This is a genomic window from Pseudomonas sp. JQ36 (assembly GCF_053851495.1).
Genome location: NZ_CM132642.1, coordinates 2,993,295 through 3,007,769, shown reverse-complemented (window position 1 = coordinate 3,007,769; position 14,475 = coordinate 2,993,295). Strand labels below are relative to the sequence as shown.

Annotated in this window: 12 protein-coding genes; all 12 read left to right on the top strand. The window is 46.1% G+C overall.

The window, feature by feature from the left end:
- Positions 1 to 34 precede the first annotated feature (34 nt).
- On the top strand, positions 35 to 1,099 hold the full coding sequence (locus ACS4NR_RS13425) for an NAD-dependent epimerase/dehydratase family protein (protein ID WP_456020343.1): 1,065 nt from the start codon (positions 35 to 37) through the stop codon (positions 1,097 to 1,099).
- On the top strand, positions 1,096 to 2,304 hold the full coding sequence (locus tag ACS4NR_RS13420) for a hypothetical protein (RefSeq protein WP_456020342.1): 1,209 nt from the start codon (positions 1,096 to 1,098) through the stop codon (positions 2,302 to 2,304). Before ACS4NR_RS13425 ends, ACS4NR_RS13420 begins: the two co-directional genes overlap by 4 nt.
- Positions 2,285 to 3,541, top strand: a complete 1,257-nt coding sequence (locus ACS4NR_RS13415) for a glycosyltransferase (protein WP_456020341.1) — start codon at positions 2,285 to 2,287, stop codon at positions 3,539 to 3,541. The genes ACS4NR_RS13420 and ACS4NR_RS13415 overlap by 20 nt, the downstream gene beginning before the upstream one ends.
- A gap of 168 nt (positions 3,542 to 3,709) precedes the next feature.
- Positions 3,710 to 4,858, top strand: coding sequence for a hypothetical protein (locus ACS4NR_RS13410; protein WP_456020340.1), 1,149 nt, complete (start codon positions 3,710 to 3,712; stop codon positions 4,856 to 4,858).
- A gap of 143 nt (positions 4,859 to 5,001) precedes the next feature.
- Positions 5,002 to 6,945 (top strand): asparagine synthase (glutamine-hydrolyzing), encoded by a 1,944-nt coding sequence (gene asnB / locus ACS4NR_RS13405; protein ID WP_456020339.1) that lies wholly within the window; start codon positions 5,002 to 5,004, stop codon positions 6,943 to 6,945.
- Positions 6,946 to 6,955: 10 nt separating this feature from the next.
- Positions 6,956 to 8,092 (top strand): glycosyltransferase family 4 protein, encoded by a 1,137-nt coding sequence (locus tag ACS4NR_RS13400; protein ID WP_456020338.1) that lies wholly within the window; start codon positions 6,956 to 6,958, stop codon positions 8,090 to 8,092.
- Positions 8,093 to 8,095: 3 nt separating this feature from the next.
- A complete protein-coding gene (locus ACS4NR_RS13395; RefSeq protein ID WP_456020337.1) occupies positions 8,096 to 9,334 on the top strand; it encodes a glycosyltransferase family 4 protein in 1,239 nt (412 codons plus the stop codon).
- 2 nt (positions 9,335 to 9,336) lie between these two features.
- Entirely contained in the window at positions 9,337 to 10,194 is an 858-nt protein-coding gene (locus ACS4NR_RS13390) for a dTDP-4-dehydrorhamnose reductase family protein (protein WP_456020336.1), read from the top strand.
- 33 nt (positions 10,195 to 10,227) lie between these two features.
- Positions 10,228 to 11,238, top strand: coding sequence for a polysaccharide biosynthesis protein (locus ACS4NR_RS13385; protein WP_456020335.1), 1,011 nt, complete (start codon positions 10,228 to 10,230; stop codon positions 11,236 to 11,238).
- On the top strand, positions 11,231 to 12,358 hold the full coding sequence (gene wecB / locus ACS4NR_RS13380) for a non-hydrolyzing UDP-N-acetylglucosamine 2-epimerase (RefSeq protein WP_456020334.1): 1,128 nt from the start codon (positions 11,231 to 11,233) through the stop codon (positions 12,356 to 12,358). The genes ACS4NR_RS13385 and wecB overlap by 8 nt, the downstream gene beginning before the upstream one ends.
- A gap of 16 nt (positions 12,359 to 12,374) precedes the next feature.
- Positions 12,375 to 13,343 (top strand): UDP-glucose 4-epimerase family protein, encoded by a 969-nt coding sequence (locus ACS4NR_RS13375; RefSeq protein WP_456020333.1) that lies wholly within the window; start codon positions 12,375 to 12,377, stop codon positions 13,341 to 13,343.
- A 69-nt stretch (positions 13,344 to 13,412) separates the two neighbouring features.
- The gene (locus ACS4NR_RS13370) at positions 13,413 to 14,429 is read left to right on the top strand and encodes an MraY family glycosyltransferase (protein WP_456020332.1); all 1,017 of its coding nucleotides are present in this window, start codon (positions 13,413 to 13,415) and stop codon (positions 14,427 to 14,429) included.
- Positions 14,430 to 14,475 lie beyond the last annotated feature (46 nt).

Below are 14,475 nucleotides of genomic sequence, written 5' to 3'. Positions count from 1 at the left end.
ACATTAAGTATAATGATTTGGATCGGATATAGACATGACTCGCTACGAACAATTGTTAGTTGAATTACGCAAAACACCCAAGACTTGGTTGATTACAGGGGTTGCCGGCTTTATTGGCTCCAATCTTCTGGAAACGCTGCTTATGCTGGATCAGAGAATTGTCGGTCTGGATAACTTTGCTACCGGCCATCAGCGTAATCTTGATGAGGTTGAGTCTATTGTAGGTGATCTACGTTGGAAGAATTTCCAGTTAGTCGAGGGAGATATTCGCAAACTCGAAGACTGCCGCAAGGCCATGACCTTCCAATCGCCTGAAAATGATGCTGAATTAATTTCGGTTGATTACGTGCTGCACCAAGCAGCGCTTGGCTCAGTTCCACGCTCGATTAATGATCCGATAATAACCAATAGTACGAATATTGACGGTTTCCTCAATATGCTGGTTGCGGCGAGGGACGCTGAGGTAAAGAGCTTTACCTACGCGGCGTCTAGTTCAACGTATGGTGATCATCCTGGCCTCCCAAAAGTAGAAGATACTATTGGTAGACCTCTCTCCCCCTATGCTGTGACCAAGTACGTCAATGAGTTGTACGCCGAGGTATTTTCCAGAACATATAATTTTAATACCATCGGTCTGCGCTACTTTAATGTATTTGGTAAGCGGCAGGATCCAGCAGGAGCTTATGCAGCGGTAATCCCTAAATGGACGGCATCCATGATTTCCGGTGGAAATATATCGATTAATGGTGATGGCGAAACCAGTCGAGATTTTTGTTTCGTCGAAAATGCTGTGCAGGCTAATTTGCTCGCTGCTACTGCAGATGAGACCGCAAAAAATAACATTTACAACGTAGCATTTGGCGAGCGAACGACGCTCAATCAATTATTTGTATACCTGTCTAATTGTCTGTCTGGGCATGGATATGAGTACAAGCTGTCCCCAATATTCGGAGATTTTCGTGGAGGGGATGTTAGGCACTCTTTGGCGGATATATCTAAAGCTGGTCGCTTGCTGGGCTATGCACCGGCTTTCAGAATCAATGAGGGCATAGAGAAAACGATGCCTTGGTATATTAAACAGAGTCTAAAAGCTTTATGAGCCCAATGCTGGTTCTATTTGTTGTCGATGGAATTTCCAAAGCTTTTCTGGCGCTAGCGTCATTGGTTTTGATTAAATATCTATCGATAAGTGAATTCGCACAATTTAGTGTGGTTTTCACGGCAAGTATGATGACGTATCAGATAATCGGCGGTATTGTTGAAAGGCTGTATATATCTGATCATGAAAATTATGAAAAAGAGGGTGCTCTCAGTAGCTTCGTCTTAATATTGGTGTTCGGCCTTGCTGTCTCCGCATATATTTTCTTTCATGCAGATGTGCGCGCTTCGATTTTGACGTTGGTTTTGACCTATTTGTGCACGAAGTATCAAGTGCAGCGAATTAAGAAGCAGAAGGAAGAGCGCTTTTTTATATATTCATTCGTGGATATGTTAAGAAACGCTACTTGGCTTGGTTTGCTGTATTTGAAGTTCGCAACTGCGGTGAGTGTGCCTTATATAGCGAATGATTTTTTTGCGTTAGGTACCTACGCGCTGTTGGCGATTTTCGCAAACAGTCTGTTGTATATGCTGTCCAACAATGCTGCTCAAAAGAAACAATCTTCCTCGTTTTCTTGGGGGCAACTTGTATCATCCGCTAGGTATTTTTTCTCTAGGGGAGATGTGGTGCTCTACTCAGTTTTGGGTGGGGCGATACCCTATTACCCGTTCATTATCGCTACGGTGATGCGGAACGAGACGCTTATATCTACATACGGCGCCGCTATGAGATATCAGGCGATATTTTCCATGGCGATAATGGCTGTAAATACCGTGGTGATCGCTAGGTTTTGCAACAGGAAAGATATCATCAGAGCTCAAACCAGCGCGTTTTACAAAGTGCTACCGGTGGCAATGCTGTGTTTAATCATCGCTATTGCATTCATATGGTGGGCTATTCCGTATGTTGACGGCGGTAAATATCCTGGTTTACGGACCGCTTTTGTCATCCTGTCTTCTTGTTCGGCTATTTCATTGGTTTCAACAGTAGCGGTAAATCAGCTTCTCGCATTCAACAGCTATAGAGCAATGCTCAAGGGTGTTTTAATTGGCTTTTTAGTAATGGTGGCAGTCACACCTATATTTGCTTTGATAAGTTCGGACTTGGGACCTTTGCTCAGCATGGTTATGGGTTATTTAGTCATAGCGCTGTTGATGATATGGAATGCTAGCAAGGAGAGGTCAATTGAAAGTACTGTTGGTTAATTATTATTATAAACCTATGGTGGACGCGCACGCATATCGTTGGGCTCAACTTGCTGAATACTGGGCAGCTAAAGGTTTTGAGGTAGATGTCGTTTGTTCGAAAGTTAATGGTACGTCCAATACAGAATGCATAAATGGTGTGGATGTTACTCGAGTAGGGTTTATTCCAGCTAAAAAAATTCAAGTTGAGCAACTCTCCGGTACGAAAACTGCTGGGAAAAAAACGAGCGTATTTTCAGTATTTAAAAAAGTAGCTAGATTTTTTTATAGAAAAATATATTGGCCTGATGGGCTCTGGCATTGGTTTTTTTATGCCATGAAAGAACTCTTTAAACGTAGGGAAGTACGTTACGACTTGGTTGTAAGCTATTCTCCTTCGTTTACTGCTCATTTGGCTGTTTTGCTGTTTTTTAAGCTAAGTCGTAAAAAATTCCACTGGGTGGCAGACTATGGTGATCCATTTTCTACCTCTATTTCTATGCCAAATAATAATATTTTTCTTTACCGGCGGCTGAATTCTTGCGTTGAATCGTCTGTTATTAAGCGCGCTAGTAAGGTTTGCTTTACCAGCAATAATACCTACGACGATTATTTTTCGTCTTTTGGGGGCATGAGCAATGCCCATGTCATTCCGCATTTGGCAGATATTGAAAGCGTTTACTCTAATACTCAGGAACTTACTGATCCGCTAGTTACAAGGCTAGTGTTTATCGGGAATTTCCATCGTGGAATTAGAGAACCTTTTTTGGCCGCGGCTATAATAGAGCGGCTTAGTGCGCTTTTCGCTGCAAGTAACGACCGTCGTATCATATTTGATATCTATGGTGCCAGTAATGGTGTGGATTTAGCTTCTGTATGCAATTCCACTATTAAGTGGCATGGTCCTTTGGAACGTGACAGTGTCGCTAGGGTGATAGGCGAAGCGGACTTTCTAGTGAATATAGAGAATACCAATTGCTCTATGATTCCAAGTAAAATAGTCGAATATATTGCCACTGGAAAACCAATAATCGACATTGCAAATGCAAGTGCTGACGTTTCACCTTTATTGGCTCGTTACGCTGAAGAGGGGCATACGGTGATAATGACTACTGATGACCTGGATAGGCCTGATAAGCTCGAAGCGTTTGTAGAAAAGTGCGGTGGAAAAGGTAAGCTGCCCTTTGAAGCTGTGAGTGGTTTCTTGAAAGACTACGGAATTGAAGAAGTTTCACGAAGGTATTTGTCGGAAGTGTAGGGGATTTCATAAACACTATCAATTTTGTGAGCGTACTGTGCAAAACTATTATTTAATATTTCTACAAAGATATGCTTAGCTTATATAGGTGCTGCTGCATGTTTTTTGACTTGTTTTGCGAGTGGCGCGATGCCGGTGTTGATTTTTGCTTGAGGTCTGCGTGGGCATATGATTAATAATAATTCTCTGCGCTTTGCTATTAGGTTGGTATGTTTTTTCTGTGTTTTGGCTTTTTTTCAAGCAGTTTTCTATATAAATTTTGAATATTATTTTACTTCTGCTAGTAATTATCTGAATATACCTGATCACATGTTTTATGAGGGGGTGGTAACCGGGTTCGGTTTGACGCCTGATATTTCTTCGCTTAATAATTATGTGGTCAGTTTTATCTATTCGGTATTTTTTCAGTTGGGGATGTCAGATTTAGTTCTTGTCTCACTAGCTCTGAATCTTATTATCCTCAGTTATGCATACTGCCGTACCGAACTGCTATGTTTTCGAGTCACTCAGAAGTTTTTGCCTATTTTTTATTGGTTGGGCTTATTTTCCGTATTGCAGTTTTCCATTCTGATAAATAAAGACAGCTTTGGCGTTTTATTTTACGTATCGCTTGTCTCCTATTTAATGCTGCGCAGAAAAAAGGATTTATTTCTTGTTCTGCTTCTTTGTCCAATAAGACTGCAGTTCTTTCTGGTGTTTGCTTTTTCTATTTTTTTAACTGGCGGTGCCGGTGCAAGAGTAGGGCGGGCAAAATTAATTTTCAAAATCGTGTTTCTTTATATACTCTGCTCAGCTGTTGCTTTTTATCTAGAAAGCAATGAGTCACTTCTTGCGCACAGTTATTATTCTGAAGGTGGTGTTGCCTATTGGATTTCAACGTTGAATAGTCAATATTACATTGGGTCATTCTTGTTGAATGTACTGAAGCCTGTTCAGTATGTATACGACCTTTACCGGAGTGCTATTATTGATTATTCGGTGTTGGGTTGGGGCGTGTATTTTGCGCGTCTCTATTTGGTCTTTGTGATTGCCATATTGTGGCTTCGTTTCTGTAGCGCTGTATACCTCCCATGGCGATTTTCCGGAACAGCGGAAAAGCTTTCTTCCTCGTTAGTTATTTGTTCGTTCTTTCTTGTTTATTCGATTTCGCCTATCGTGGACTATCGATATTTAATAAATATTGCACCGGTACTGATGCTCTTTTTCGTTATGAAAAAGCCTAAAGGGCATCGTGGGCCTGGCGGGGTTTCAGAGGATAAGGGCCTGCCGCTTCATCAAGTGGAAGGGGGGCAGCTTGGCGTCCCGGAACATAGGTAAATAGGTAGTGAGTTTGCCAAGTGCCTGTATACAAAATTCGGAGCTTGCAACCATTGAATGGTTGTCTACGTGCTCGATGTAGTATTATGAAGAACTTGATTTGTTCTAAAGATTAAACTGTACTTTACAGGTTGGTGTTGCTTATGTGTGGGATTGCTGGTATTGCGACCTGGAATGCAGGTTATAGCGTTGGTCAAATCGCTGAAAAAATGACCTCTCCAATTTTCCATCGAGGGCCCGATGATTTCGGCGTATGGGCAGATGATCAATTCGGCGTAGCTTTCGGCCATCGGCGACTCGCTATCCTGGACCTGTCCCCGCTGGGGCATCAGCCGATGATTTCCCCAAGTGGCAGATATACCATTGCTTATAATGGCGAAATATATAATTTTTTAGCCATTAAGCAGGAGCTTATAGACTCGAATTGTTACGTCGAATGGAGAGGCGAGTCTGACACTGAAGTACTGCTCGCGGCTATTGAGTTTTGGGGCGTTGAGCAGACTCTCAAGCGTTTGGTCGGAATGTTTGCATTTGCCTTGTGGGACAGAGAGACAGGCTCAATCATTCTGGCGAGAGACAGGGCCGGAGAAAAACCTTTATATTATGGTTATGTTGGTAATCGGTTTGTTTTTGCTTCTGAGTTAAAATCAATCAATCTCGTTTTCAAGGACGAGCTTAAAATCGATCGGAGCGCTCTCTGTGAGTTCGTAAGATTTGGATACGTACCCGCTCCAAAGTCGATCTATGAAGGCATTTCAAAACTAGAACCCGGGCACTTCGTCTCTATTGAATCCTTAGGGAGTTCGCTATTCCCTCGCGGCTATTGGACCATTGATACGGCAGAGCAGCGAGACCTCAGTCTAAGACTCAAGACGGCCTCCGATGCGGATGTTGTTAAATTAACTAATGAGCGGCTTCTGCAAGCAATCAAAGGGCAGATGGTGTCAGACGTACCAATCGGCGCATTCCTTTCTGGAGGGATTGATTCGAGCTTGGTTGTCTCATTGATGCAGGCCCAAAGTGTAAAAAAAATTAAGACCTACACAATTGGCTTTGAAGAAAAAAGCTTTGATGAAGCGCCTTATGCAAGAGCGATTTCAAAGCATTTGGGGACGGACCATACTGAGTTATATGTAGGTGCGAAAGACGCGCTTAAAGTTATTCCAGATTTACCTGCGATATATGATGAGCCTTTTGCAGACTCATCTCAGATTCCTACCGTACTTGTTTCCAGGTTGACGAAAGCACACGTCACCGTCGCCTTGTCGGGGGATGGTGGCGATGAGCTTTTCGCCGGTTATCCAAGGTATAAGGTTACATCAGACTTATGGCATAAAATGGAGTCTATCCCGTTGCCGATGCGCCGGATGGCCGGTTCGGCCTTGCGCTTATTGTCCGCCAAGAGTTGGGATAGTGTGTGTTCAGTATTACCAGGCGCAGCTCGTAAAAAGATAAATGGCCGGCGTATTTATCGAATGTCTGAACTTGTGGCTTCTGAACGCCTGGCGGATATGTATACGGGGTTGATGTCACAGTGGCAGCGTGTTGATAACTTGGTGCTAGGCATTGATAGTTTGAACGAACCAGCGCCTCTTTGGGCGTCGGGAGCCGACTCCATCGAAGAAATGAGGCGATGGGACTTCAATCAATATCTGTCAGACGATTTGTTAGTGAAAGTGGATCGTGCCGCAATGAGTGCTAGCCTCGAAACTCGTGCTCCATTGTTAGATCACAGAGTTGTCGAGTTGGCCTTCGCATTGCCTACACACCATTTGATTAAAAATGGCACGGGGAAGTGGCCGTTGCGCGAAGTGCTTAAGCAGTATGTTCCTTCGACTTTTTTCGAGCGCCCCAAAGCAGGATTCTCAGTTCCTCTAGCACAATGGTTGCGTGGTGAATTGCGAGAGTGGGCTGAGTCGCTACTGGATGCAGAAAAGCTTCGAGACCAAGGCTATTTTGACACTAATAAGATCCGTCTGATATGGTCCCAGCATTTGCAAGGAACCTACGACAGAAGTCTCCATTTATGGAATATTCTAATGTTCCAGGCATGGCTTGAAAAACAGTCTTCAATCGATATTGGATGATCGGTAAGGTATGAAAATAATTGTTAACGCGTACTCGGCTCGCTTGGGTGGGGGGCAAACTTATTTGCTCAATCTTTTTGAGCATATGCCGGACGTGGACGATCTTGAAGTTTTGGTTTTTGCTCCTAAAAGTCTGGATTTGCCTAGCCATGCTCACATTCGGCGCGTGGAGACTTCGTGGCCAACCGAAAATCCAATCTTGCGAACTGTTTGGGAAAAACTGATGTTGCCCCGGTTTCTGAAGAAGGAGCGGGCGGATGTCCTGTTTTGTCCTGGTGGTGTGGTAGCAACTGTTCCACCGAAGGGTTGCAAAGTCGTTACCATGTTTAGAAATATGATTCCCTTCGATTCGCGAGTTCAACAGAACATTTCTTGGGGTCTACAGCGCTTGCGCGTTTGGTTGCTGAATAGAGTTATGCTCAAAAGCATGGCTAATGCAGACCTGACCATCTTCATTTCTAATTATGCAAGGGCTGTGATTGAGTCTCTCACAACTGTTAAAAATGCGGTAACGATCCCTCATGGAATTAGTTCCATATTTCGTACTCACGGAACTGTTGTTCCTAGACCTGATTTTTTAACTGCGGGTGAGTATATTTTATATGTTTCAAGGTTCGATGTTTATAAGCATCACTTTGAAGTTGTAAAGGCCTACGCAACTCTTTCTGCAGAACTTCGTGCGCGATTCTCGTTGATTCTGGTTGGCGAGACCAATATGCCTGAAGCAGAGCGGGTTAAAGCTCTGATTCAACAGCTTGGGCTCGAGCAGCAGGTTGTTCTGCTAGGCGCTATTCCCTATAAAAGTTTGCCTCCATTATATCACCACGCCTATCTGAACCTTTTTGCCTCATCTTGTGAGAATTGCCCTAATATTCTTCTTGAGGCACTGGCGTCTGGCAGGCCGATGGTTTGCTCTAATGTTATGCCAATGCCGGAATTTGGCGAAGATGCGGCCCTTTATTTTTCACCGTTTGATTCCAATGATATCGGTAATGTTTTGTCGTCGGCATTGACAAGTCCGCAGACGCTGGAAGATTTAGCAAGTGCAGCCGCGAGGCAAAGCGATAAATTTGACTGGGCTGAAACTTGTAAAAAGACGTGGGTTGCACTTCTAGCGCTAGCACCTCGATCGGCAGAGGGTCGTTAAAACATGAACATCCTGGTGGTTTCGCAGTATTTTTGGCCCGAGTCATTCATTATTAATGATTTGGTCAAAAACTTGGCTGCTAAGGGGCATGTTGTTAAGGTTTTAACCGGAAAACCTAACTACCCGGAGGGAGCGATATTCGATGGCTATAGTGCGTCGGGTTATTCCGAGCAACGTTACGGAACAAACGTCACTGTTTGTCGCGCACCGCTTCGTCCACGTTTTACTTCAGGCGCAAAGAATCTGGTACTAAATTATCTATCGTTTGTTGTAAATGGCCTGAGATTTTATCCAAAAGCAGTAAAGGGCCAACATTTTGATGCCATTTTTGTATTTGCTCCTTCTCCTATAATCTCGGCTATCCCTGCAATTTATTTGAAGTGGAAGTTGAAAGCGCATCTGGCAATTTGGATTCAGGATTTGTGGCCTGAAAGCCTCAGTGCTACTGGTTTCATAAAGAATAATCAGGTGTTGCGATTAGTCGGTTATCTAGTGAAATGGATATACTCTGCTGCCGATACACTGTTGGTACAATCCCGGGCTTTTCGGGAGCCTGTATCGCGCTACGCGGACACCAGCAAGATCGTGTATTACCCAAACTCTTATCAAGAAGTGCATTCAGACACTCACCCGACTCGCATCCCTGCGGAATTACTTGATGAGCTCAGCAATAATTTTTGCTTGGTTTTTGCAGGGAATTTGGGTACCGCTCAGTCTGTGGAAACACTTGTTGAGGTCGCAGACAAGCTGAAGCACCTCTCAGGATTGAGAATCATGCTGGTTGGTAGTGGTAGTATGTCGGCCTGGATCAAAAGTGAAAAAGAGTCTAGGAAACTGGACAACCTGGTGTTGGCAGGCCGCTTTGCGGCTGACGAAATGCCTCATTTCTTCTCAAGGGCCGGTGGATTGTTGGTGACGTTGAGGCGGGATGAAGCGTTCTCCTATACCATTCCAAGCAAAGTCCAGGCTTATCTGGCAGCAGGGAGGCCGATTGTCGCCGCGCTTGATGGCGAAGGCGCGCGAGTCATAGATGAAGCAAAGGCTGGTTTCACCAGCCCAGCAGATGATGCTGCTGATATGGCTAGACGCATAGAGCAGCTATATCACATGAGTGCTGCTGAACGTGATTCGCTGGGGCAATCGGGGCGAGCGTATTACCTTGAGCATTTCGAAATGGGCCGGCAGAGCGAGCGTCTGGTCGAAATACTCGGGATTAGGATCAATGAATTGAAGGGTAATTGAAAATGAAAGTTCTCGTACTAGGGGTCACTGGGATGCTGGGTAGTGCGGTGTTCCGGCTATTCCACGAAGATCCGAGCCACGAAGTCTGGGGAACCTTGCGCAACCCGGGGGGTGCAAGACATTTTTCTGAAAACGCCCGCGGTTCGTTGATCAGTAATGTAGACGTGCTTGATCAGGATTCACTTGTTTCCGTACTGACGCGTGTCCAGCCGGATGTCGTGATCAATTGCGTTGGTTTGATCAAGCAACTGGCTGATGCCAAGGATCCACTATCTGCGCTCCCTATCAATGCAATGCTGCCGCATCGTATTCAGAAACTATGTGCGTTGTCCGGCGCTCGCGTGATTCATATTAGTACCGACTGTGTGTTCTCTGGTCGCAAGGGTTCCTATACCGAAAATGATATTTCCGATGCGGAGGATCTGTACGGAAAGTCGAAATATATCGGTGAGCTACACACTGCTTCCAATGCAGTTACTCTGCGGACCTCCATTATCGGACACGAATTGGGCAGCAATTATTCGCTCGTAGACTGGTTTCTTTCGCAGAGCGGTTCGGTCAAAGGCTACAGAAAAGCCATTTTTTCCGGACTTCCGACTGTAGAACTTGCGCGGGTGATTCGTGACTATGTTATTCCGAATGACGGACTGCAAGGCCTGTATCATGTTTCGGTAAATCCTATTGATAAGCTGTCGCTGCTCAAGTTGGTGGCGGAAGTTTACGAAAAAGAAATCGATATTGTTGCTGACGATAACGTAGCGATAGATCGTTCGCTAGACTCATCAAAATTTCAATCCGCGACAGGCTATGTCCCCCCATCTTGGGTGGATTTGGTCAAGTCGATGAAAGTTTCGCGCTAATTACAAATTTATATAAAGTTTAGGAAGGTGGATATGTTTGATAATAAAATTTTGATGATTACCGGCGGAACCGGTTCATTCGGTCACACGGTTTTGAAACGTTTTCTAGATACAGATGTAAAAGAAATTCGTGTATTTAGCCGGGACGAGAAAAAGCAGGAAGATATGCGTATTGCTTTGTCGAACGACAAAGTGAAGTTTTATATCGGCGACGTGCGTGATCGCGATAGTCTTGCTCAAGCTATGGTCGGCGTGGACTATATTTTCCATGCTGCCGCCTTGAAACAAGTACCTTCCTGCGAGTTTTATCCAATGGAAGCCGTACGTACTAACGTGATTGGCACCGAAAACGTCCTGAACGTGGCTATCGCTTCTGGCGTCAAGCGAGTTGTTGTTCTCAGTACCGATAAAGCGGTCTATCCAATCAATGCCATGGGCATCTCCAAAGCGATGGCAGAAAAGCTGATGGTGGCCAAGTCGCGGATGATCCCAGCGACTGGCCCTGTTATCTGCGCAACACGTTACGGTAATGTCATGGCTTCCCGCGGCTCCGTAATTCCGTTGTTTATCAATCAGCTGCAGAGTGGCGAGCCACTGACGGTCACTGATCCGAACATGACCCGTTTCCTGATGTCGCTTGAAGACTCGGTCGATCTGGTTTTGCACGCATTCGAGCATGCGGAGCAAGGTGATATTTTTGTACAGAAAGCTCCGGCTTCCACAGTCGCGGACCTGGCACAAGCACTTAAAGAGCTGTTTTCCTGCAATAACGATGTAAAAGTTATCGGTACTCGTCATGGCGAGAAACTTTACGAGTCGCTTATTTCTCGTGAAGAAATGGCCAAAGCAGAGGATATGGGGCGTTACTACCGTATTCCTTCGGATAATCGCGATTTGAACTACAAGAAATTTTTTGTTGAGGGTGAACAAGAGATTTCCGACCTGGATGATTACACTTCGCACAATACTGAGCGATTGGATGTTGCGGGCGTGAAGAAGGTTCTTTTGAATCTCGAATACATTCAGGAGAAGCTCGATGCTTAAGGTCATGACGCTAGTAGGCACGCGTCCGGAGCTCATCAAGATGAGCCGCGTGATTGCCGAACTTGATAAGCAGGTAAACCATGTATTGGTTCATTCTGGCCAAAACTATGATTTCGAATTGAATCAGGTTTTTTTCGACGATCTGGAAATTCGCAAGCCCGATTACTTTTTAGGGGCTGCGGGGGAAACGGCAGCGAAGACCATTGCCGAGGTTATTTCCAAGGCCGACGAGGTTTTTGAAAGCGAAAAGCCTGATGCGCTGCTTCTTTATGGTGATACCAATACATGCCTGGCGGTAATCGCTGCGAAGCGTCGCAAAATTCCGGTTTTCCACATGGAGGCAGGTAACCGCTGCTTTGACCAGCGTGTTCCCGAGGAATTGAATCGCAAGGTGCTCGATCACCTCAGTGATATCAATATGGTATTGACCGAACATGCTCGGCGTTACTTGATTGCTGAAGGTATCCGCCCCGAAACCATCATCAAGACGGGTTCGCATATGGAGGAAGTGCTCGACTATTACATGCCGAAAATTCTGACTTCAGATGTGCTCGTTCGGGAAGGTCTAGAGCAAGACAAGTTCTTCATTGTCAGTACCCATCGTGAAGAAAACGTTGATACCCCAGAAAACCTCAGAGACTTGCTGAAGACATTGCGTGCTTTGGCGGATAAGTATCAGTACCCGATTATTGTTTCTACGCATCCACGTACTCGTAAGCGTTTGGAAGCGATCGGTGAGTCTTTGGATCACCCGTTGATTCGCTTCTCGAAACCATTTGGTCTGCTTGATTACATCAAGCTGCAGATGTCGGCGTTTTGCGTGTTGTCGGACAGCGGCACCATCACTGAGGAGGCCTCTCTGCTGAACCTGCCTGCTATCACTATCCGTAACGCTCATGAGCGGCCGGAAGGGATGGACGAGGGGACTCTTATCATGAGTGGCCTGAAGGTCGAGGGCGTTCTCGATGCTGTGCGTGTAGTCACCAGTCAGCATGATCGTGCTAATCGAGTCATTCCTGTAGTAGGGGATTACCAGGCGGGGCCAGTGTCGAAGCAAGTAGTGCGGGTTGTATTAAGTTACACCGACTACATCAACCGTACTGTCTGGTCTAAATTCTAAGCGGCTGAGGTTCAGAATGCGTGTGTTATTGACAGGTGCCACAGGTTTCGTCGGTCGTGCGGTACTGGATCGATTGATGAGTTCAGACGATGTGGAGCCGGTGGCAGCTATTCGTGCACACGCATTACCTGACTTTTATCGAGATGTTAAAACCGTGGGTATTTCCGGTCTTCAGGCTGATACCGACTGGTCTGAAGCACTGGATCAAGTAGAGACAGTGATTCACAGTGCCGCTCGCGTGCACGTTATGAATGACACTGAGTCAGACCCGCTTGAGGCATTTCGCAAGGTCAATGTCGAGGGTACTCTAAAACTCGCTCGTGAGGCCGCCAACTCAGGGGTTCGTCGCTTTGTTTTCATCAGTTCGATCAAAGTAAACGGCGAAGGCACGTCGATCAACGCGCCGTACACCGCCGATGCCGCTCCTGCTCCGATAGATCCATACGGTGTTTCCAAGATGGAAGCGGAGCAAGGATTACGCGAGATCGCGGCCCTATCCGGCATGGAGGTCGTGATCATTCGGCCGACGCTTGTTTACGGCCCGGGGGTTAAAGCCAACTTTCTGAACATGATGCGTTGGTTGGAGAAGGGCATCCCCTTGCCGTTTGGCGCCATTCATAATCGGCGAAGTCTCGTTGCATTGGATAATCTCGTTGATTTGATTGTGACCTGTATTCGCCATCCGGCTGCTGCGAATCAGACCTTCCTTGTCAGCGACGACGAGGATTTATCTACGACTCAACTGTTGAAAAGGATGGCGAAGGCATTAGGTAAGCCCGCGCGGTTGTTACCGGTACCAAGTGTACTGCTAGAGAAAAGTGCACTACTTTTAGGAAAGCGAGCACTTTCCCAGCGCTTATGTGGATCGTTACAGGTCGATATAAGCAAAACTCGAGAGCTGTTGGGGTGGACCCCACCTGTCAATGTGGACAATGCCCTTTTATTGACAGCGAATTACTTTTTGGCCAACGAAAGGCAGCATTGAGCCGGGTCAATTACGCATGACGAAGGTTCAATAAAGGAATTGGTTTTGGCTGCTTCAGGAAGTTAACTTTTGAACACAATATGGTTGTTGGCTTTAGTTGTAGGAATGTCGTTTCTGGCTACCGGCGCGCTGCGTAGATATGCATTGGCGCAGAGTTTGATAGACATTCCCAATGCTCGTAGTTCACATTCGGTTCCCACTCCGCGCGGTGGCGGCGTCGCGATCGTGCTCAGCTTCCTTGTCGCGCTGCCGGTTCTCGCCTGGACTGGCGACATTGCCTGGCCTCTGGCTATCGCATTGCTGGGTGGCGGTGGATGGATCGCTGTCGTGGGTTTTCTCGATGATCATGGACATATCGCAGCGCGTTGGCGGTTATTGGCGCATTTCTGTGGCGCTCTGTGGACGCTCTACTGGATTAGCGGTGTGGCACCTCTCAACGTGTTCGGACAAACCGTGGACCTCGGCTGGGTTGGCTATGTGCTAGGTGCGTTTTATCTGGTCTGGATGCTCAATCTGTACAATTTCATGGACGGAATTGACGGCTTGGCGAGTGTCGAGGCTATCTGTGTGTGTCTGGGAGCCTGCGTTACCTATTGGATCGGCAATGATAGCGGGTTGGCTGTAGCGCCAGGAATGTTGGTAATGGCGGTGCTTGGCTTTCTCTTCTGGAATTTCCCTCCTGCGCGAATTTTCATGGGTGACGCTGGCAGCGGCTTTCTCGGTCTGACGCTTGGTATTTTGTCGCTCCATGCCGCATGGAGTAATGCGGAATATCTGTGGGTATGGCTGATTTTGCTCGGTGTTTTTATTGTCGACGCCACCTTTACTTTGATGCGACGCCTGTTGCGAGGCGACAAGGTCTATGAAGCGCATCGTAGCCATGGCTATCAATATGCATCTCGTCAGTTTGGAAATCACCGCCCTGTCACATTGGCGATAGCCGGGATCAATCTTTTCTGGTTGTTGCCTGTCGCTGTATTGGTTGTTCTGCAACACCTGGACGGCGCCGTGGGCCTCGTTTTGGCATATTTGCCGTTGGTCTTTCTCGCTTTCAAATTTCACGCTGGTGAACTCGAAAAAGCATAAGATTCTCAAAAGTTTTTGACGAAAAATGCACGCGATATCGGTGTTA